Annotated in this window: 20 protein-coding genes; 3 read left to right on the top strand and 17 right to left on the bottom strand. The window is 29.8% G+C overall.

Going from position 1 to position 22329, the window contains the following annotated elements:
• Window positions 1–43 precede the first annotated feature (43 nt).
• The 5 genes from ACFQZW_RS05830 to ACFQZW_RS05810 all read right to left on the bottom strand — a co-directional run bounded on the left by ACFQZW_RS05830 (window position 44) and on the right by ACFQZW_RS05810 (window position 4003).
• A complete protein-coding gene (locus ACFQZW_RS05830; protein ID WP_298262740.1) occupies window positions 44–280 on the bottom strand; it encodes a hypothetical protein in 237 nt (78 codons plus the stop codon).
• Between the two features lie 123 nt (window positions 281–403).
• On the bottom strand, window positions 404–1732 hold the full coding sequence (locus tag ACFQZW_RS05825; protein WP_386781730.1) for a sensor histidine kinase: 1329 nt from the start codon (window positions 1730–1732) through the stop codon (window positions 404–406).
• A 3-nt stretch (window positions 1733–1735) separates the two neighbouring features.
• Window positions 1736–2545, bottom strand: coding sequence for a LytR/AlgR family response regulator transcription factor (locus ACFQZW_RS05820; protein WP_298262742.1), 810 nt, complete (start codon window positions 2543–2545; stop codon window positions 1736–1738).
• A 16-nt stretch (window positions 2546–2561) separates the two neighbouring features.
• A complete protein-coding gene (trhA, locus tag ACFQZW_RS05815) occupies window positions 2562–3218 on the bottom strand; it encodes a PAQR family membrane homeostasis protein TrhA (RefSeq protein WP_386781727.1) in 657 nt (218 codons plus the stop codon).
• A gap of 41 nt (window positions 3219–3259) precedes the next feature.
• Window positions 3260–4003 (bottom strand): lysophospholipid acyltransferase family protein, encoded by a 744-nt coding sequence (locus ACFQZW_RS05810; protein ID WP_298262744.1) that lies wholly within the window; start codon window positions 4001–4003, stop codon window positions 3260–3262.
• A gap of 81 nt (window positions 4004–4084) precedes the next feature.
• Here ACFQZW_RS05810 and trpS point away from each other — a divergent pair, with 81 nt between their 5' ends.
• Complete coding sequence (trpS, locus tag ACFQZW_RS05805) at window positions 4085–5053, top strand: tryptophan--tRNA ligase (RefSeq protein WP_298262745.1); 969 nt, start codon at window positions 4085–4087, stop codon at window positions 5051–5053.
• A gap of 59 nt (window positions 5054–5112) precedes the next feature.
• Here the strand turns inward: trpS and ACFQZW_RS05800 are convergent, their stop codons facing one another.
• The 11 genes from ACFQZW_RS05800 to ACFQZW_RS05750 form a co-directional block, all read right to left on the bottom strand.
• A complete protein-coding gene (locus ACFQZW_RS05800) occupies window positions 5113–6087 on the bottom strand; it encodes a DUF4837 family protein (protein ID WP_298262746.1) in 975 nt (324 codons plus the stop codon).
• Window positions 6088–6148: 61 nt separating this feature from the next.
• Window positions 6149–7687, bottom strand: coding sequence for a lytic transglycosylase domain-containing protein (locus ACFQZW_RS05795; protein WP_386781723.1), 1539 nt, complete (start codon window positions 7685–7687; stop codon window positions 6149–6151).
• A 6-nt stretch (window positions 7688–7693) separates the two neighbouring features.
• Window positions 7694–8644: an OmpA family protein gene (locus tag ACFQZW_RS05790; RefSeq protein ID WP_386781721.1), complete on the bottom strand. Its 951-nt coding sequence runs from the start codon at window positions 8642–8644 to the stop codon at window positions 7694–7696.
• 14 nt (window positions 8645–8658) lie between these two features.
• Entirely contained in the window at window positions 8659–9420 is a 762-nt protein-coding gene (locus ACFQZW_RS05785; RefSeq protein WP_298262749.1) for an exodeoxyribonuclease III, read from the bottom strand.
• Between the two features lies 1 nt (window position 9421).
• Window positions 9422–11242: an AMP-binding protein gene (locus ACFQZW_RS05780; protein ID WP_386781718.1), complete on the bottom strand. Its 1821-nt coding sequence runs from the start codon at window positions 11240–11242 to the stop codon at window positions 9422–9424.
• A 6-nt stretch (window positions 11243–11248) separates the two neighbouring features.
• A complete protein-coding gene (locus ACFQZW_RS05775) occupies window positions 11249–13531 on the bottom strand; it encodes a penicillin-binding protein 1A (protein ID WP_298262751.1) in 2283 nt (760 codons plus the stop codon).
• Window positions 13528–14031: a gliding motility lipoprotein GldH gene (locus ACFQZW_RS05770; protein ID WP_298262752.1), complete on the bottom strand. Its 504-nt coding sequence runs from the start codon at window positions 14029–14031 to the stop codon at window positions 13528–13530. Before ACFQZW_RS05770 ends, ACFQZW_RS05775 begins: the two co-directional genes overlap by 4 nt.
• Window positions 14006–15307 carry a PSP1 domain-containing protein gene (locus ACFQZW_RS05765; protein WP_386781715.1) on the bottom strand — a complete coding sequence of 434 codons (1302 nt, stop codon included), beginning with the start codon at window positions 15305–15307 and terminating at the stop codon, window positions 14006–14008. The genes ACFQZW_RS05770 and ACFQZW_RS05765 overlap by 26 nt, the downstream gene beginning before the upstream one ends.
• Window positions 15308–15421: 114 nt before the next feature.
• Complete coding sequence (locus ACFQZW_RS05760; protein ID WP_298262754.1) at window positions 15422–15652, bottom strand: ferredoxin; 231 nt, start codon at window positions 15650–15652, stop codon at window positions 15422–15424.
• A 1-nt stretch (window position 15653) separates the two neighbouring features.
• On the bottom strand, window positions 15654–16907 hold the full coding sequence (locus ACFQZW_RS05755) for a peptidase U32 family protein (protein ID WP_386781712.1): 1254 nt from the start codon (window positions 16905–16907) through the stop codon (window positions 15654–15656).
• A 115-nt stretch (window positions 16908–17022) separates the two neighbouring features.
• The gene (locus tag ACFQZW_RS05750; RefSeq protein WP_386781710.1) at window positions 17023–18366 is read right to left on the bottom strand and encodes a Kelch repeat-containing protein; all 1344 of its coding nucleotides are present in this window, start codon (window positions 18364–18366) and stop codon (window positions 17023–17025) included.
• Window positions 18367–18554: 188 nt separating this feature from the next.
• Here ACFQZW_RS05750 and ACFQZW_RS05745 point away from each other — a divergent pair, with 188 nt between their 5' ends.
• Window positions 18555–19544, top strand: a complete 990-nt coding sequence (locus ACFQZW_RS05745) for an aspartate-semialdehyde dehydrogenase (protein ID WP_298262757.1) — start codon at window positions 18555–18557, stop codon at window positions 19542–19544.
• 54 nt (window positions 19545–19598) lie between these two features.
• Here ACFQZW_RS05745 and trxA read toward each other — a convergent pair whose 3' ends face one another.
• A complete protein-coding gene (trxA, locus tag ACFQZW_RS05740; protein ID WP_298262758.1) occupies window positions 19599–19958 on the bottom strand; it encodes a thioredoxin in 360 nt (119 codons plus the stop codon).
• Window positions 19959–20166: 208 nt separating this feature from the next.
• Here trxA and ACFQZW_RS05735 point away from each other — a divergent pair, with 208 nt between their 5' ends.
• Entirely contained in the window at window positions 20167–22311 is a 2145-nt protein-coding gene (locus ACFQZW_RS05735; RefSeq protein WP_372800759.1) for a prolyl oligopeptidase family serine peptidase, read from the top strand.
• Window positions 22312–22329: the final 18 nt, after the last annotated feature.

Genomic DNA, 22329 nt, shown 5'->3' with positions numbered 1-22329 from the left:
TAGTTTTTAGCAATAAACGGTATTTTTAGAATTTTCTATTTTATTAAAAATTGACTACTTCAACAGTTTCAAAACCCCAAGATATTCCTTTTTTCTTGTAAATCACCTTTTTAACTGTATGTTCATTGTTAAGTTGTACCAACCTTTCGTAAGTAGTTTCTTTAATATTCTGACAAACACTACCCGTACCTATAAATTTTATAGTACTTTTATTATTTTTAGTTTTAAAATCTTCAATGATTTTATCGTCTGAAGGAATTGAAAATTTAAGTATTGACATTAAAGATTAATATAAATTAATTACAAATTTAGTTATCCAAAAATATATATTTTATTAAAATTTGCTAAAACCTATTATGAATCAATAAATGGTATTTTAAATTTTATAAATGGTTTGTTTTTCTTAATTATTTATTGGAAAACTTACTAAAACTTGAGTCCCCGTTTTTTCTTCGGAAGAAATGTCTTTGGTTTCAATTTTTACATCTTTATTTTTATATAGAATTCTAATTCTATTTTCTGTTGCTTCAGTTCCAAAAAATTTGCGTTTTTTGGACATATGCTCTAATTCTTTTGCCTTATTAATACCAATTCCATTATCTTGAATAATACAAAGAACATTATCATTTGCTCTTTTTATAATAAGTTTAATCTCTTTGCTACCTTCTTTTTTCATAATTCCATGCCAAATAGAGTTTTCGATAAAAGGCTGTAAAAATAGAGGTGGTACTTTGATGCCATCTAAATTTAAATTTTCATCTACTTCAACAATGTAATCGAACCCCCCAGAAACTCTCATTTGCTCAAGTTTAACATATAGAGAAAGTATTCCTAATTCTTCAGATAATGTTGATGTAGGACTTGATGAACTGTTTAAAATAACTCTAATTAAACGTGAAAATTTTGTAATATAATCAGATGCTTTTTCTACTTCATTCTTTAACACAAAATTGTTAATGGAGTTTAATGAATTGAATAAAAAATGTGGGTTCATTTGACTTTGAAGAGCTGTCATTTTCAACTCTTCCATTTCTTTCAGTTTAACGGCAAGTCTCACTTCAGCATTTTTACTTTTTTGTTCAATTCTCTTTATTATAAAACCTATTATAACTGAAAATATAATGCTTTGTAAAATGGCTCCTAAATAGATGAAAAACATCGCTTGAAGCCCTCTAGATTCGAAAAATTCAGTTCCTAAAAATATTTCTAAAAAACTTATATTAGCTAATGCAACATAAATAAATGATCCAACCACAAAATAAATAGAAAATTTGTCTTTTATTTTAGTTACTATAATATAATATGTTAGTAAGGTAAAAAGTGTTAAAAAAGGAACTACTATTGTAAACGCCTTAACTTGAAATTCATAACCAAAAAGTGCTTGAATTACAATAAAAATACCTGCTAATATTAACAGTATTTTGGTTCCAAGTTCAAAATACTTGTCCCACTTTATTAAATGAGTTCTTGTATCTAATAAGTCTCTAGCAAAAGCAATGTAAGCTGCATATGCCAAAAATTGGATAGAAAAGTTAATGTAATTGTAAAATGCCTGAAACTCTCCATTTAATACATGTTGTAAAAAATAAATTGTAAGTGCTAGTAGATATAAACTATAGTATAAATATAGTTTACTTTTATTTTGAAAGAAAATTAAAAAATGATAAATGAACAGCACGAAAAGCCCTCCTCTTATCCACGAAAAAATTTCAGAACCGTAATCTAAAAACATTTTTTAATCTAAATATAATCTTTTAAATAATTCAGCTTTTCTATTTCTGCTTATACTAGCTGTTAAACCATTAGTCATAATAAGTTCTCCACCTAAACCTTTTAAATATTCTTTTACATGATTTAAATTTACTAAATAAGAATTATGTACTCTGAAAAACTCAGGAAATAAGAATTTCTTTTCAACTTCTTTAAGTGTTTTGGAAACCAAAATTTGTTGTTCAGATTTTAAAAAAATTGTTGTATAACTTTTATCAGATTTTAACATAACTACATCATCCTTTTCTAATAAATATACCTTTCCATCAGCTGAAATATTTATTTTATCATTATTGTCATTCAAATTATTTAATAATAATTGAAGTTTGTTTTCTAATAAATCGCCTTTTTTAGATTTTTGAATTTTATCCATTGCTTCTAATAGCTCATCTTTATCAACAGGTTTAAGAAGATAGTCTATCGCTGATACTTTAATTGCTTTAAGTGCAAATTCATCATGCGCTGTTGTAAAAATTAGATTAAAATCTCTATTATCAAGCTTTTCTATCATTGTAAAACCATCCATTTCTGGCATTTGAATATCCAAAAAAACAACATCTGGTTTTTCTTCATTAATAATATCAATGGCTTTTATTGGGGAGTTACAAGTGCTAACTTCCACATTTTCAATATAATTTTTCAATTTCCATTCTAATGCTTCTAAAGCATCATTTTCATCATCAACTAATAAAATTTGTAACATAATCTGAGGGTCGATGTTAATTATTCCTTTTTCAATTAATTTGCAAGATACAACATTTGAATATATGTTCAAAAAGTTAATTTTTTATTTACTTTTTTATAGGTAAAACGTAAAAAAATACTGCTATAAAGTGACAAAAACTACCTATTAAAACAAATATATGAAATATGGCATGGTTGTATTTTATACACTTAATACTGTATAAAACTGCTCCAATGGTATAAGAAATTCCTCCAGCTAATAACCATAAAAGTCCTTCTAAAACTAAACTATTTACTAAAGGTTTTATAGCAAAAATAATTAGCCACCCCATTAACACATAAGCTATGGTTGAAATTTTGTCATATTTTCCGGTATAAAAGAGTTTTAAAATAACTCCCATAAGTGCCAAGCCCCAAGAAACGCCAAAAATAGTCCAACCTACCCAGCCCTTTAAAACAACTAATGTAAACGGAGTATAGGTTCCAGCAATTAAAATATAAATAGCAGCATGGTCAAAAATATTTAAACGTTGGCGTAATTTAGGGTTTTGAACATAATGATATAAGGTTGAAGCCGAATATAAAACTATTAAACTTGCTCCATAAATACTAAAACTCACTATATGCCATGCCGTTCCTTCTAAACTTGCAAACACAACTAACAAAACTAAGGCGGGTATACTTAAAACCAACCCTATTAAATGTGAAATTACATTCCATTTCTCTTCTTTAGGATCATAGTATGTTACTAAGTCTTTTTTCATTTTTTTTAAACGAAATTAAAAACATTTAATTATTTATTGTTTTAATTATTTCTGTCGGAAATTAATTCATTAAAAATTAAATTAAATGTTTGTTTTTTTAAAGAGTCACTATCTCTAATAATCATTCCTTTAGTTTGAATAAAATGATGAATTTTTACTCTTAGTTTTCCTGGACTTCCACTAAAAAAAGTATACGAAAATCTTTTTTTACAATCATACATTGTAATAGGCACAATAGGTATTTGGTGCTCAATTGCCAAACGAAAAGCCCCATTTTTAAAATCGGCTAATACAATACTTTCATCATCAGGAACCAATCCTTCTGGAAAAATACAGATATCCAAACCATTTGATAGTCTTTTTCTTGCTTCATCAAAAACTGCTTTTCTACTTCTCGAATTGTTTCTATCAACAATAATACAGGTCTGTTTATAAAAAAATCCAAATATTGGAATTCTGGTCAATTCTTTTTTACCAACAAAAACAAATGGATTTTTTGCCAGCGCAAGCATAACCATAATATCGATCATTGAGGTATGGTTTGGGCAAAACATATAGCTTTTTTTATCATCTAAAACTTCATCTTCAATTACCGCTATTTTAAAGCCCATTACAAAAAGTATGGTTTTCCCCCAAACTTTGGCAATTTTAAAAAATACTGGATACAGTTTTTCTGACGAAGTTACTATTAATAAAATAGGAAAAATAGCAAGCACACTAAAAAACACCCAGCCATAAAACCAACAGCGCCAAAAAATGTATAATGGATATTTAAAAATTTTCATAAGTATCAAAAATACATATTTAAATTCTATTCTTTTTTTCTTTTTTAAATATGTATTTTTGCCTTTCAAATTTAAATACAAATGTCGAGAATTTTAACAGGTGTTCAAAGCACAGGAACACCACATTTAGGAAACCTATTAGGTGCAATTATTCCAGCAATAGAAATGGCAAACAACTCTCAAGAAGATTCGTTTTTATTTATTGCAGATATGCATTCTCTTACTCAAATAAAAAATGGTAAAGAACTACGTGAAAATACTTACAGCGTAGCAGCAACTTGGCTTGCCTTTGGTTTAGATGTTAATAAAAGTGTTTTTTATCGACAAAGTGATATCCCTGAAGTTACTGAACTTTCTTGGTATTTAAGTTGTTTTTTCCCATTTCAAAGATTGACTTTAGCTCATAGCTTTAAAGATAAGGCAGATCGTTTAGATGATGTAAATGCTGGGCTTTTTAATTATCCTATGCTTATGGCTGCAGACATTTTATTATATGATGCTGAAATTGTACCAGTAGGAAAAGATCAATTACAGCACTTAGAAATAACTAGAGATGTTGCTAACCGATTTAATCATCAAATGGGAGATACTCTTGTTCCTCCTGAAGCAAAAATTAAAGAGGGTACTATGTATGTTCCAGGTACAAATGGTGGGAAAATGAGTAAGTCTAGTGGAAATATTATAAATTTATTTTTACCTGATAAGCAATTACGTAAACAGATTATGAAAATTCAAACGGATTCAACTCCGTTAGAAGATCCTAAAAACCCTGATACTTGTAATTTATTTGCTTTATATAAATTAATTGCTTCTCCAAAACAAGTAGTTGAAATGAGAGCAAATTACGAAAATGGAAATTATGGTTATGGGCATGCTAAACAGGCTTTTTATGAATTATTAATTGATAAATATTCTACTGAAAGAGAACGTTATACCTATTACATGAACAACTTAGAAGAAATTGATAAAGCTTTAGCAATTGGAGCTGAAAAAGCACGAAAAGTTGCAGCAAAAGTTTTAAAAAGAGTTAGAAAAAAAATTGGTTATTAGTTTAATCAAATAAAAAAAACCGCTAAATATTTAGCGGTTTTTTTTATTTGGTTTTTTTGTTATTTAATTTTTATCGTTTTTAAAATAGCTTCTATTTCAAACATATAATCACGTTTGTTAATTGAAGGTGCGTAGGTAAAGCCTTCTACTACTACCAATCTATTATTTGGCTTATCTACAATAGTATAGCTTAAAAATGGACCTGCCATATATACATTTTTAACTTCCCACTTACCCCGAGTTTCAAAAGCTTTTTTACCATCAATTTCTACTTCAAAAATATGTGGTGCATAAGCTTCCTCAGTAATCATATATGAGCCATCTATTTCACCTGGAATGTATTTTTCACCTATTGCATCTCTAATAGCAACAATATTGTTTCCATTTTCATCATCTTCAGAAGTAATAGGAACTGTATACGCAATAACTTCCATGCTATTACCTCCACCTATATGGTAACGATACCATATAAAATCACCATCATCTTCAACTTTATTATATTTTCGTGGAAATTTTAAAGTAAAACCTTGCTTATTAAACGTCTCAATTGTTGTTGGATCCCAATAACTTTTTGAAATTTCTCGCTGAGTAGCTTTTAAATCGGCATCTTTAAAAATAGTGACTATTTTTTTACTATTTTTTTGAATTTCAGAAATCAACTCTTCTTTATTTTTTGCTGTTATTGTTACAATTTTTTGAGGTGCAGCATAAACATTGGTAGCAACTTTAAATGTAGTTGAATCTGTTATTCCAATATTTAACACACTTCTTGTAGCTCTAAACATGCTTCCAAAACTTTCTATTGGAACTTGAGTTACTTCAAACTGCGATTCTGGTTGTGGTAAGCCTAAAACAGGTTCTGTGATTATTTTTCTTAGCTCATCTCCTAACTCTCCTTGCCATTCGCTATTTTTCATTACAATTAGCAGATTATTAATACGACCATTTGCTTCTTTTAATATTTTTTTATTATCTCCAGATCCACATGAGATGAATAAAGAAACTACAATTAATAAAACACTTATTTTTTTCATTTGTTATGATATTAATTTACACTGATTAAATTGAATGCTCAACAAATTAAGCTTTTCTAAATTATTTTGTAAATATTTTTAATTTCATTCCTGGTTTTAGACTTTTAGCACTCCAAATATTGTTCCAATCTTTAATATTTTGAACAGAAACATTAGAATATTTTTGAGCTATAGACCAAAGCGAATCTCCAGATTTAACTGTATGTGTACTGAAATTTCCTTCAGGTTGTGCTTTTTTTGTTTTGTTAGATGTTGCAACTGCAACCGATGTGTTTAATTTTTTAGGATATACTATAAGTCTTTGACCAATTCTTAATCTGGTACTTCGCATATTATTCCAACGTTTTAAACTGCTTACAGATACGCCATATTTGTTAGCTATTTTACCTAAAAAATCACCGCTTTTAACTCTGTAAACAATCCGATCATTCATTTCAAAGTATTTTGGTAATGGTTTTTCTCTTTTAGCATCTTCAGCATCGGCATATGCATAAATTAATTGCTCGTTACTTATAAAATTACCAACATCTTTAACTGGTAAGGCTAATTTATAATCTCTACCTTTTATGTAAGGCACAATATCTAATTTATACTGTGGGTTTAAAAATTGTAATACTTCAATATCAACATTTAAAGTTTCATAAATTTGTTCAAAAGTTAATTGTCTTTTTACTTGAACCGTATCTGTTTCAAAATAGGTTAGTGTATTTTCTCTTGCCTTAATATTATGCTCATTTGCATATTCAAAGATATATAATGTAGCATAAAAAGCAGGCACGTAATTAGCTGTTTCTCTAGGTAAGTTATGCCTAATATTCCAATAGTTTGTACTACCTCCTGAACGGCGAATTGCTTTAGTTACATTTCCTGGTCCTGAATTATACGCTGCTAAAGCCAAATCCCAATCTCCAAAAATTTTATACAAACTAGCCAAATATTTACAGGCAGCTTCTGTTGCGCTATAAGGGTCAGAACGTTCATCAACATAAGAGCTTACATTTAAATCAAATTGTTTTCCAGTTTGATACATAAATTGCCATAATCCTGTGGCTCCAACTCTTGAGCGCGCTCTAGGTTTAAGTGCAGACTCAACAATGGCTAAATATTTCATTTCTAAAGGAATGTCATATTTATCTAATACCTCTTCAAACATCGGAAAATAATAACGTGCTTTTTCCATTAAACCAGAAAAAGCGGATTTTCTTCTTTTTAAATAGGTTTTAATAACTTGTTCTAAATGCGTATTGTATTCAATATGAAAAGGAGTTTTACTGTCTAAAATTTGCAAACGCTCTTTTAATACATCTGTTGGGAGTTCTTCTAAATCGGTTACTAAAATTTCATCTTCTTTTAGTACGTATTGAATGGTATCATACAAAGGCGATTTAATTAACTCGTTTAGCCATAAACTATCAATTAATGTTGCCTCTTTATGAAATTTAAGTACTAATGAATCTGATTTTTTTATAAATAGTGTATCATTTTCAGAAAATAACTCTTTGGTATCTTCAATTTTTTGAAGTTGCAAAGAATCCTTCTCTTTTTGCGAAAACCCAGTTACACTTATCAATAAAATTGCTATAAATCTTAGTTTCCTCATTAAAATTTATTCTTTTAATAGTTTTGAAATTTCATCTAAATTAGGTGCTAAAATAATTTCTATTCTTCTATTTTTAGCTTTCCCTTCAAGAGTTTTATTGGAGTCAATTGGTACAAACTCACTTCTACCTGCTGCAGTAATTTGAGTTGGATTAACTCCCTTGTTTTCTAGAATTCTAACTATTGCTGTTGCCCTTTTAACAGATAAGTCCCAATTATCAATTAGTGTAGAGCCTCTATATGGAACATTGTCTGTATGCCCTTCAATTAAAACATTAATATCGGTATTTTCAGATAAAACACTTGCCAGCTGCTCTACCGCTTTTTTACCTTCAGTTCCAACAGCCCAACTTCCAGAGTTAAACAATAATTTATTTTCCATAGACACATAAATTTTTCCATTTTTATGAACTACGGTTAAGCCTTTTCCTTCAAAATTGTGCAAGGCACTTGAAATTGCATTTTTTAAATGTTGCATTTGTGCTTCTTTTGCATCAATTAAAGCTTGTAACTCATCTATTTGTTCTGAGCGTTTATTCAGTTCTTTTTGTAGATTTTCTAAACGTTCGCTTTCCATTACAAGTTTTCGTTCTTTTTCTTCAAGTTGGACTAATAATTCTTGATTTTTTTTAGATTGTTCTGCTAGCTTTTTTGAACTTTGAGTTGCTAAAACCGTATATGATTCATCTAAATTTTTGTATTTATTTTGAAGTGCTATATACTCATCATTTAAACTTTTATTTTGATTTTCTAGTGCTGCATATTCATTTTGAAGCTTCTCAAAATCTTCTTCCAATGCCTTTTTAGAAACTAATAGTTGATCCTTTTCTTCAATTAAAGCGGTATTTGAAGCTCTTAATTTATTGAATTTTGTTTCTAACTCTTGATAAACTTTTTTAGAAACACAGGCATTTAAGGTAAATGCAATAACAATTAAAATTGAGGTTTTTTTAAACATATTTTTAGTGTTTTTTATTTTTCTATTTCTACTACTATTGGACAATGATCTGAATGTTTTGCTTCAGGTAAAATATATGCTCTTTTAATTTTATCTTTTAATGGCTCACTTACCATATGATAATCAATTCTCCATCCTTTATTATTATTTCTAGCATTGGCTCTATAACTCCACCAACTGTAATGATGAGGTTCTTTATTTAAATACCTAAATGAATCAATAAATCCACTATCTATAAAATTTCCAATCCATTCTCTTTCAACGGGTAAAAACCCTGAAACACCTTTCATTTTAGGGTTATGAATATCAATTTCTTGGTGACAAATATTATAATCTCCACAAATAATTAAATTGGGAATCTCTTTCTTTAAGTCATTTACATACTCTTGAAATTCATCCATATAATTCAACTTAAAATCTAACCTATCATCATTAGTTCCAGAAGGCAAGTACAAACTCATGATTGAAAATTCATCAAAATCAATACGCAAATTACGTCCTTCAAAATCCATTGATTCAATACCTGTTCCATATGCTACATAATTTGGTTCATGCTTTGATAAAATTGCTACGCTACTATAGCCTTTTTTTTGAGCTGAAAACCAATAATGGTATGGATAACCAGCTTCCTCAAACAAGTTTAAATCTAACTGATCTTTATGTGCTTTTGTTTCTTGAATACAAATTACATCAGGTTTTGCAGATTGTAACCAATCTAAAAACCCTTTTTTTAATGCTGCTCTAATTCCGTTAACGTTGTATGATATTATTTTCATTTTATTCGCTTTCGTATAAATCTCTTAATGTTCTTCTCATTACTTTATTGGAAGCTGTTCTAGGTAATTTTTCTATTTTTACCAAATCTGACACTTTAAATAGTGGGTTTAGTTGTTTTCTAACAACCTCTTTTGCTTGTTGTAAACGTTCTTCTTTAGTTACTTCAGTAGGGTTCTCTACATAATAAACAACTAATAAACTTGGTCCTCCATCTTTTGGTGAAACTGCAATTGCAGCAGCTTCTTTTACAAAGGAAAGTTTGTTTAAAACCGCCTCTATTTGAACAGAACTTACTTTAATTCCACCTAAATTCATTGCGTCATCAACCCTTCCTTGAGCTTTATAATACCCATTTTCTAATTGCAAAAGTTGATCTCCATGACGCCGAGTTAAATTTCCTTCAAATTTTGGAGTGTTTTTATAATATACTTCAAAATGATTTCGATTTAATAAGGTATTTGACAATCCCATTATCGGTGGAAGTAAAAATAACTCTCCTTTAGTTGTTTTATTGTTGTTTTCATCTAACAATACAAATTCTCCTCCTAAAGCTTGAGTTGAAAAAGTACTAGCTATATTTGGTTGAACAACAGTACTTGTAACATAACCTCCTCCTATTTCAGTACCTCCACAATATTCTATAACTGGTTTTTTATTTGCTAATTGCATTAAATATTCCATTTCGTTTGGATTGGAAACTTCTCCAGTAGAACTAAAACATTTTATGGTATCCCAATTAAAGTTCTCCATACACTTTGTGTGCTGCCAATATTTTACAAAACTTGGGATTACTCCCAACATAGTGACTTTTGCATATTGAACAAATTCACCAAACTCTTCACCCATAGGTGCTCCGTAATACAAAGCTATAGTAGCTTTGTTAATAAGTGCTGCAAAAACCAACCAAGGCCCCATCATCCACCCTAAATTAGTTGGCCAACAAACCACATCATTTTTATGGATATCTTGATGGTAATATCCATCACTAGCTCCTTTTATAGGTGTTGTATGTGTCCAAGGAATTGCTTTGGGTTCTCCTGTAGTTCCAGAAGAAAATAAAATAGTAATGATATCATCTGGATGTTGAATAACTGTTTCAAATTCAGTATTAGGACTTACAAAATCAGTCCAATACATATCATGACTTCTGAGGTTGATAGTTTTTTCTGAAACTTCTAAAACAACTGCTTTTGGAGCATTAGCATCCACTATTTTTTGAAATAAAGGCAACTCTTTACCCGCCCTTTTTAATACATCTTGAGTAAAAATTATGCTAGGTTTGGTTATTTTTAATCGAACAGCTATTTCATTTGGTGTAAAACTATCTGCTATGGTAACTATTGGCATTCCTGCTTTAATTCCTGCCAAATAAATTGCTACAGCTTCTAAAGTCATAGGCATATCAATAGCAATTCTATCTCCCTTTTTTAGTCCAATTTTAAGTAGTCCATTAGCAATTCTATTAACTAATTCTAACAGTTCTTTTTGACTTACTTTTTGAAGTTGCCCTCCTTCTTTCTGAAAAATTATAGCAATACTATCATCATCATTTTGAAAGCAAGAATCTACAATATTAAGTTTGGCATTTTTTAACCACTGTGGGTTTTCTACTCCATTAGAAACATCAACAATTGAAGTATATTTTTGTTGCAATTTAATTGCTAAATTTTGAAGTGTTTCTTCCCAAAAACTATCTTTTTGTGTTACAGACCATTTCCAAAAATCTTGATAATTATTAAAACCATGTTGTTGCATCATTTTAAAAATGTTGCTGTGTTCAATTACTTTTTTTGATGGCTTCCAAAAAGGTTTATACTTCATTTTATCTTAAAATTCTATTTCCTTTTCAATAATTTCTTCAACAGCACCTTCTTTTGTTTTATTACAGTCTATCTCAATGTTTAACTCTTCAGGTTTTTCAAATTCATCTTTACTCACATTTAAGCTTGGATCTGCATACAATTTTTGATAAAATAATGCCCAAATTGGCAATGCCATAGTAGCTCCTTGCCCTTTAGTTATTCCTGCAAAATGTGTGGCTCTATCTTCTCCACCTACCCAAACACCTGTAGCTAAATTAGGTACAATTCCCATAAACCAACCATCGGATTGATTTTGTGTTGTTCCTGTTTTACCTGCAATAGGATTGGTAAATTGGTAAGGATAGCCCGTTACTACATTATCTGGGTAATTCCCCCATTTACTACGCAAACGAATCCCCGATCCAGATTCTGTAACTCCTTCTAATAAATTTATAACTACATAAGCAGACTCTTCACTTAATACCTCTTTAGAGTTAGGTGCAAATTGTTCTAAAACTGTGCCATTTTTATCTTCAATTTTTAACAACATCATTGGTTCAACTTGCAACCCTTTATTGGCAAATGTTGCATAAGCGTTTACCATTTCATATAAGGATAAATCTACTGACCCTAAGGCAATTGCTGGTACCTCAGGAATTTCACTTTTAATCCCAGCACTTTTAGCTAAAGCCACAACAGTTTGTGGATGAACCATGTCAATTAATTGTGCTGTTACTACGTTAACAGAACCCGCTAAAGCTTCTTTTAAGGTTAATTCTCCTCCATAATCGTCAGTGGCGTTTTTTGGAGTCCAATCTTCTGGCATTCCGTACTTTTCTTTTGGAATAGTGTAAGGCGCGTTTGGTAACTTATAACAGGGTGATAATTTTAATTGATTGATTGCCGAAGCATATACAAATGGTTTAAATGTAGAGCCAACTTGTCTTTTTTGTTGTTTTACAGCATCAAACTGAAAATGTTTGTAATTGATACCTCCTACCCAAGTTTTTATATGTCCTGTTTGAGGTTCGATAGACATTAACCCTGCTCTTAATATATGCTTGTAGTATCTTATAGAATCTTTTGGAGATAGTATGGTATCGATATCTCCTTTCCACGAAAATATTTTCATGTTTGTTTTTTCGTCAAAAGAAGCCCTGATCTCTTTTTCAGAAGCTCCATTTGCTTTCATTCTTCTCCAACGGTTTGAACGTTTCATTGCTTGTTCAATTGTTGAGGCTATCTGATGTTTATCAAGCTCATAAAAAGGAGCTGTTCTGTTACGTTTTTGTTCTTTAAAAAATACGCGTTGTAAATTTGCCATATGCTCTTGCATCGCTTCTTCGGCATATTGTTGCATTCGAGAATCTATAGTAACATATATTTTAAGACCATCTCTGTGAATGTTGTATTCTGAGCCATCAGGTTTTGGATTTTTTTTAATCCAATCTTTCATAAAATCACGCAAATACTCTCTAAAATAAGTAGCATATCCATCACTATGTCCCTCTCTATTTATATTCAGGTCTAATCCTTTTTGCTGCAAAGAATCTTTTAATTTTTCAGTAATAAAATTATTTCTATGCATTTGACTCAATACTACATTTCTTCGATCTCTAACCAACTCTTCTCTTCTTAACGGATTAAAATATGAAGCATTTTTAAGCATCCCAACTAACATTGCAGATTCGGAAACGCTTAAATCTATTGGTTCCTTCCCAAAATAAATACGTGAAGCTGAACGAATACCTACAGCTAGATTTAAAAAGTCGTACTTATTCAAATACATCGTTAAAATTTCATGTTTCGTGTACTGACGCTCTAGACGAACCGCAATTACATATTCTTTGAATTTTTGAAGTATCCTTTCAGGCAAATTTTTAGATCCTTCTCCGTGAAATAATAATTTGGCTAATTGTTGTGTAATGGTACTACCTCCTCCTCCTTTACCCATTTTTGCAACAGCACGCATTGTAGCTTTAAAATCTATTCCAGAATGCTCGTAAAAACGCTCGTCTTCAGTTGCAATAAGAGCCTCCACTAGGTTTTGAGGCAAGTCAGAGTATTTTACAGGAGTACGGTTTTCAAATGCATATTTTCCTAGGGTTTTACCATCAATAGAAATGACTTCTGAAGCTAAGTTTTTTTCGGGATTTTCTAACTCTTCAAATGTGGGTAGTTTTCCAAAAACACCCCAAGACGCTAATAAAAATATTAAAATTAACGAAGCTGTTCCTCCTAAAACAACCATCCAAAACCATTTTACATATTTGTTAAATTGAGTGCTTGTAGTTTCTTTTTTTGTCATTTTTTAACTTTTTCTATACTTAAACCTACATTTGTAATACCTTTTAAAGGTTCTTTTCCTTCAATATCTTGAATACTTCTTGTAGCTTGTTGAATCATAAATTTGTAATCTCCTTTTTCAGAAAATACTACATTTTCTTTATAAAAAAGTTTGTTTTCTTTAATATCTGTAAAACCAGAACCCAACCATTTTCCTGAAGCATCCGTCATTTCATATTCCAAAGTATCAACTACTTGAAAACCACTTGGAAATTCAATTTTAGTTATTAAAAACAATGAGCTAAACTCATAATCTTTATTATTTCTAATATTTATAAACACATTTTTAGATGAAATAGTATCTAGGTTTGGCACAATAAAATCTAGTTTAGCACCTGAAGGCCATTCATGATTATCAATAGATTGATATTGGTCAAATACCATGTTTGAATTACAAGAAATAAGCAGTAAGGCAATTATAATACTACTTAATTGTTTACGAATTTTTAGTATTGTTTGCACTTTTTTTAGGAGGTCTTCGTTTTTTATTTCTATTTACTTTAGTCTTTGGTTGATTTCCATCTACAGCCTCTTTTGCTTTTATAATATTTTTTTTAGGCTGATTTTTAGGAAGATTGGTATTTTGTTGATTTTTAGGCTTATTAATTCTATTTTTATTTTTGTTTTTTCTCTTCTTCTTTCTTTTTGGAATATCAAAACGAGTTAAGCTATCTTGGCCAACAACATTTTCAAAATCTGTTTTTGGATCTTCAATTAAATCAACTTCATAATCTTCTAATGAAGAAATTTTTTCTTTATTATTATTTAAAGTAATAATTTCTTGAACCTGATCTAGGGTAAGTTTATACCATTTACTTCTATTTTCTTTATAAGTATACCATAATAGGTTTTTGAAAATATCCATTTTAATAAAAACGGCATCTCCTTTCTCGGTTTTTAAAACAACATCTTGTTTAGGAAAATCAGTTAAAGCGTCTAAATAAGTATCTAGCTCATAATTTAAACAGCATTTTAATTTACCACATTGCCCTGCTAATTTTTGAGGGTTTAAAGATAATTGTTGATAACGAGCAGCTGTAGTATTTACTTTTCTTAAATCGGTTAACCAAGTTGAACAACATAACTCACGTCCACAAGAACCAACGCCTCCTAATCTAGCAGCTTCTTGACGCAAACCCACTTGTTTCATTTCAACACGAATGCTAAAAGCACTCGCTAAATCTCTAATTAACTGTCTAAAATCAACTCGTTCATCAGCTGTATAATAGAACGTAGCCTTATTTCCATCGCCTTGATACTCAACATCTGAAAGTTTCATTTTTAATCCTAAACGACTTAAAATTTCTCTTCCTCTATATTGTGTATCGTATTCTTTATCACGTGCAGCTTGCCAAATATCTATGTCTTTTTGAGTTGCTTTGCGGTATATTTTTTTTACGTCTTCACTATCAGCATCAATTCCTTTTTTCTTCATTTGAATTTTTACCAATTCTCCTGTAAGCGAAACTGTACCAACATCGTGACCTGGATTTCCTTCTACAGCAACTACATCACCCATAGAAAGTTGTAATTTATCTACATTTTTATAAAAATGTTTTCTTCCATTTTTAAAACGAACCTCTACAATTCTCATTGGTTCTTGCCCTGTAGGTAAAGCCATATTAGACAACCAATCAAAGACCGAAAGTTTATCACAGTCTCCTGTACCACAATTTCCGTTACTTTTACAACCTTTTGGAATTGTATTTATATCTGAAGAGCAACTATTACAGCTCATATATTAAATCTATTTTATTTAAGTTAAGTAAAATTGAACCTGCAATTTTACAATCTTCACTAATTTGTAAAGATATAATTAATATTACTAAAGTAAAACGTTTAAAATTGGATTTTAGGTTTGTTTTACATCAATAATTTTTACCGGACAAGCTTCCTTTGCTTTTAAACTTGCATCAAAAATAGTTTCGTCTGATGATTTAATTGTGAAAAATCCTTTTTTTTCTTTAGAATGTAGTAATACTGATTTTCCGTCTTTTTTGGACATTTGAAATTGAGCAGGAGCTAATTCAACACAATAATTACAGCCAATACATTTAGCTCTTTGCAAGGTTATAATTACCATATTAAGCCTCTACTTTATTTTCAACAATTTTATATAATTTATCTGATGGACGGATTCTAAAATCTAATGGAATGGTGCACGAATCTCCTTTTTGAGCTTTTGTACCTTCAACATCATTTACATACATTTCTTTTACTTTCATTTCTTTAGCACCAGTGGTTGGTCCTGTTATTAAAATGGTATCTCCAATAGTAATATCGTAGGCTTCAATTTTAAACTCTCCAATATTAGACTTTGGGAAATAATGCATTCCTTTTCCTAGATATACTTTCTTTTGAGTGGCATGACTTCCAGAGCCCTTGCTCCACTCTCCTAATTGTTGCCCTAAATAATATCCACTCCAAAATCCTCTATTATATACTTTTTCCAACTCTTGCATCCAAGTAATCACTTTTTCTTTGCTGTAAGTTCCTTCTTCAATACTATCAATAGCATCTCGGTAACATTTAATTACTTTAGCTACATATTCTGGAGCTCTACCTCTTCCTTCAATTTTTAACACTTTTACACCTGCATCTACAATTTCATTTAAAAAATCTATGGTACACAAATCTTTTGGCGACATAATATACTCATTATCCAACTCCATTTCAACGCCGGTTTCTTGATCTATAACGGTATATTTTTTTCTGCAATTTTGTTTACAAGCTCCTCTATTTGCAGAGGAATTATGATTATGCAAACTCATATAACATTTACCTGAAACAGCCATACATAAAGCCCCATGTCCAAAAATTTCAATTTCAACTAAGTCTCCTGCTGGCCCCCTAACATCATCTTTTACAATTTGTTCAGTAATTTTCTTTACTTGACGCAAACTCAACTCTCTGCTCAACACCATAGTATCTGCAAACATGGCATAAAACTTTACAGTTTCAATATTGGTAATATTTATTTGTGTTGAAATATGAATTTCCATTCCAATTTCTCTTGCCGTAGCTATTACTGCTTGATCCATCGCAATAACTGCTGTAATATTTGCGTCTTTTGCTTTTTGAATTAAAGTTTTTACTATTGATAAATCGTGGTCGTAAATAATAGTATTTAAAGTAAGATAGGTTCTTACATTTTTAGCCTTACACCTATCAGAAATTTCCTTTAAATCATCTAACGTAAAGTTAATTGATGCTCTTGCTCTCATGTTTAATTGCTCAACACCAAAATAAATTGAATCTGCTCCATTGTCTAAAGCAGCTTGTAATGATTCAAAATTTCCGGCTGGAGCCATTAATTCTATTTTTCCAGTAGTAGTCATTCTTTTTTGATTTTTTGCAAAATTACATTTTTTATGGTAAGTAATAGAATTCCAAAGCAATAATCGATTTAGAAATCCAAGTAATTATATTTATTGATTAATAACACCTAGCTTTTTAATGAATTTTTTTTGATTTTTCAATTTTAGTCTTATTAAATTCATCAATATCTATACTATAAAGCGCTCTTGAAGGATAAAAGGAATAATTGGTTTTATTAAAACCTCCAAGAATATATAATTTATGATTGAAATAATAAAGTTTGGCTTCTTTCAAATTTAAATCTATTGAGTATTGATTTAATTCATTTGTTAAAATATTGAATGTTACTATTTTATCTGTATCAAAAATATAAATTATGTTTTCATAATTTGCCAAAGCTGGTTTACTAACTCCCTCAAACAATTCTCCTTCTTTTTTCCATTTTCCAGTAATTAAATTATACGATTCAATTGAACTCAATGGTACTTTATTATAGCCTCCTATTAAATAAAATTTATCATTTACCAATACACCTTGAGTTTCTTTTGATACTGGCATGTTTCCTAAATGATACCAAAATCCAGAGTTAACTTCATATAAATGTACTGTATTTGAATATTGTTTTACTCCAAGTTTATTTTTACTAATTGAACCTCCCATTACAATAATATTTCCTTTATAAACACAAGAAGCAAAGTCAACTGCTTGATGAGGATTTGTATCATCAATTTTAATTTTATTTGTTTCTAGATTTAGAACTTCAATTTTATCATCTAAATATTCTCTTTTTTTACTTATTGATGAACGTTTACCTCCTAGAATATAAAATTTATTATCAATTAAATGCGCATTATGATAGGCTCTTTTCCTAAACTTGATGTTCAATTTTTCCCATCTATTATTATTTATATCATAACGTTGTATAGCTCCACTATAACTCTCCTTTGAAAAATTTACACCTTTCCGTAAAAAATCTTTAAAAGAAATTTCTGGATTAAACTCAATAAGTTTTTTAAATCTATCCTCTTCATAAGAAACATCTCCTCCAAAAACATAAATATGCTTATCTTTTAAAATTGATCCAAATGAATAAACCCCTTTTTTCATTTCAGCTAAGACATTGAATTTTATTGAAGGTTTTAAATTTATTTTATTTGAAACCTTTATTTCTTTAAGTGCATTAACATCTTTTAAAAGGTAGATAGAATAATTATTTTTACCAGCTATAAAAGGGATTTCTAAAATACCATATGCAACATGTGAGAATCTAATAGTATCTGATTTAACAATTTTATATGGAAATTTTAAGTGATAATTTCCTTTATAATTAGTTAAAGTGCCTCTATTTATACCTTTCATAAATACATGAACCCCTTCTATTGGCTTATTGGTTTGCGTATCTAAAACTGTACCTTCAATGTATTGAGAATAAGACCAAAAAGAGCTTAATAAAAAACATATAATTGTTGTTGCTTTCATAAATATATTTACCATGAGTATCAAAAATCATACCTAACTAAATAATTAACAAACAGAAACTTGGTAGTAAATACAATATACTTATTTAACAAAAAATTATTTATTTGTTAATTTTCAAATATTTACACTTTATTGTTACATTTTTTTATAAAATTTGTAGCATTATTTTAAATCTAAAACAAAATTAAATGAAAGTAGCTGTTGTAGGTGCTACCGGAATGGTAGGAAACGTAATGTTACAAGTTCTAGCAGAAAGAAATTTTCCAATTACTGAACTATTACTAGTAGCTTCAGAAAGATCTGTAGGGAAACAAGTATCATATAAAGATAAAACATATACTGTTATTGGATTGCAAGATGCAGTTAATGCCAAACCTGATATTGCTTTATTTTCTGCTGGTGGAACAACTTCAGAACAATGGGCTCCAAAATTTGCTGAAGTTGGTTGTACCGTTGTAGACAACTCTTCTGCTTGGAGAATGGATTCAACTAAAAAATTAGTGGTGCCAGAAATTAACGGAAATGTATTAACTAAAGAAGATAAAATTATTGCCAACCCAAATTGTTCAACAATTCAGTTAGTAATGGCATTGGCACCGTTACACAAAAAATATCGCATGAAACGTGTAGTAATTTCAACCTACCAATCCGTTTCAGGAACAGGAGTAAAAGCCGTTCAACAATTAGAAAATGAAACAAAAGGTGTAAAAGGAGAAATGGCTTATCATTATCCAATTAATAGAAATGCAATTCCACATTGTGATGTTTTTTTAGAAAATGGTTATACGAAAGAAGAAATGAAATTGGTTAAAGAACCTAAGAAAATTTTAGGTGATGATTCTTTTTCTGTAACTGCAACTGCAGTTCGTATCCCTACTGCTGGTGGGCATTCTGAAGCTGTAAATGTTCAGTTTGAAAAAGATTTTGATTTGGCTGATGTTCGCAAATTATTAAGTGAAACCTCTGGAGTAATTGTACAAGATAATTTAGATACAAATACATATCCAATGCCAATATATGCCAACAATAAAGATGAAGTATTTGTAGGTAGAATAAGGAGAGACGAATCGCAATCTAATACATTAAATATGTGGATTGTAGCAGACAACTTACGTAAAGGAGCTGCAACCAATACCATTCAAATTGCCGAATATTTAGTAGAAAATAATTTGGTTTAATTAAAACTAAAAAGCCGCACAATGTGCGGCTTTGATTTTGGGGTTTCTTGAGGTTTATTTTGAAACCGATAATACATCGTTTATTATTTGCTCTAGTTGATGTTTAGGCAACGCACCTTGAGCCATTTGCGGATCTGCATCTTTAGGAACAAATAACATAGAAGGAATACTTCTAATACCAAAAGCCGCAGCTAATTCTTGTTCTGCTTCAGTATCTACTTTATAAATATTTACTTTTCCTTCGTAATCATTACTTAATTCTTCTAAAACTGGAGCTATCATTTTACAAGGACCACACCAATCTGCATAAAAATCAATAATGCAAGGCAGTTCTCCTTCAAATTTCCACTCTTTATTTTTTTCGAAATTAAAAACCTTTTCTAAAAAAGTTTCTTTTGTTAATAATTCAGTCATTTTAATATATTTTATAATTATATAGCAATTTTTATTCCGTTTTGTTTAGACGACAAAGTGACATAAAAACTTACATATTTAACGTAACAATAGTTACAGCTATTTATTAACTAAGTGCTTAATTCTTAAAAATTTCCTAAATAAAATTTATACTGATTTCAAAGGCACTTTTTTTAATTAAATTTGTTAGCAACTAAAAACAACTACAATGAAAAAAATTTTAATAGTAACAATGATTGGAGTTTTTATGATATCTTGTAAAAATTCTGAATCTGAAAAAACCAGTTTAAATTTGAAGTACCCTACAACTAAAAAAGTTGATACTGTTACCAATTATTTTGGAACAGAAGTTAAAGATCCTTATAGATGGCTAGAAGATGATAGATCTAAAGAAACTGCAGATTGGGTAAGTGCGCAAAATGAAGTGACTTTTAACTACTTAACAAAAATTCCTTATCGGGAAGAGTTGAAAAATCGTTTAGAAAAATTATGGAATTACGAAAAAATTGGTTCTCCTTTTAAAGAAGGTGAATACACTTATTTTTATAAAAATAATGGACTTCAAAACCAGCATGTTTTGTACCGGTTTAAAGGAAACGAAGAACCAGAAGTTTTTTTAGATCCAAATACATTTTCTGAAGATGGTACAACATCGCTAGGCGGATTATCTTTTTCAAAAGATGGAAATACCATTGCCTATGCTATTTCTGAAGGTGGTTCTGATTGGAGAAAAATTATTATAATGGATGCTGTTTCTAAAGAAATTAAAGAAGATACCCTACTCGATGTTAAATTTAGTGGTCTTTCATGGAAAGGTAATGAAGGAATTTACTATTCTAGTTATGAAAAACCAAAAGGAAGTGAACTTTCAGCAAAAACGGATCAACATCGTTTATTTTATCATAAATTAGGCACTTCACAAAAAGAAGATATTATAATTTTTGGGGATAAACAAAAAAGAAGATATGTAGGTGGTGGTGTTACTGAAGATGGCAAATACTTAATAATTAGCGCTTCGGTATCAACTTCTGGAAATGAATTATATATAAAAGATTTATCCAACCCTAATAGTGCAATTATTCCTATAATCACTAATTTTGACTACGATACTTCTGTTATTGATAATGATGAAGATACTCTTTTATTACTCACAAATTTAGATGCTCCAAACAAACGAGTTGTAAAAGTGAATGCAAAAAATCCAACACCTGAAAATTGGATTGATGTAATTTCAGAAACTAATAATGTATTAAATGTTACTACAGCAAGCAAAAGTATTTTTGCAAATTATATGGTTGATGCTGTTTCTCAAGTACAACAATACGATTACAACGGAACATTAATTAGAGAAATTAAATTACCTGGAATAGGAACCGTTGGAGGCTTTAATGGGAAAAGCACAGATGAACTAATTTATTATTCATTTACAAACTATACAACTCCCGGTTCAATTTATTCATTTAAACCTGCAAATGGCGAATCTAAATTATATGTAAAACCTGCTATAGATTTTAACTCTGATAATTTCGAATCAACTCAAGTATTTTATACTTCAAAAGATGGAACTAAAATTCCTATGATTATCTCATATAAAAAAGGAACTGAATTAAATGGTAAAAATCCAACTATTTTATACGGTTATGGCGGTTTTAATATTAGTTTAACTCCAAGTTTTAGCATTGCTAATGCTGTTTGGATGGAACAAGGCGGTATTTATGCAGTTCCTAATTTAAGAGGTGGTGGTGAGTACGGAAAAGCTTGGCATGATGCTGGAACAAAACAACAAAAACAAAATGTATTTGATGATTTTATAGCCGCTGCAGAATATTTAATTGAAAACAACTATACCTCTTCAGGTTACTTAGCTATTAGAGGAGGTTCTAATGGAGGTTTGTTAGTTGGTGCAACAATGACTCAAAGACCTAGCTTAATGAAAGTGGCGTTACCTGCCGTTGGAGTTATGGATATGTTGCGTTACCATACTTTTACTGCTGGAGCAGGATGGGCTTATGATTATGGAACTTCTGAAGATTCAAAAGAAATGTTTGAATACCTAAAAGGATATTCTCCTGTGCATAATGTAAAAGAAGGTGTTGAATACCCGGCAACTATGGTTACAACAGGAGACCATGATGATAGAGTTGTACCTGCACATTCATTTAAGTTTGCCGCTGAATTACAAGCCAAACAAAGTGGAAGTAATGCTACCTTAATTCGTATTGAAACCAACGCAGGTCATGGTGCAGGAACACCTGTATCAAAAACTATTGAACAATACGCTGATATTTTTGGATTTACTTTATACAATATGGGATATAAAGAATTACCTAGTAAAACAAATGTTAAAGGTTAATTTTATAAATACTTTAAT

This window comes from Lutibacter aestuarii (assembly GCF_042676885.1).
In the GTDB taxonomy this organism is placed as follows: Bacteria; Bacteroidota; Bacteroidia; order Flavobacteriales; family Flavobacteriaceae; genus Lutibacter; species Lutibacter aestuarii.
Note: the sequence above shows the minus strand (reverse complement) of the source record. Positions and strands in the feature narration are given on the sequence as shown.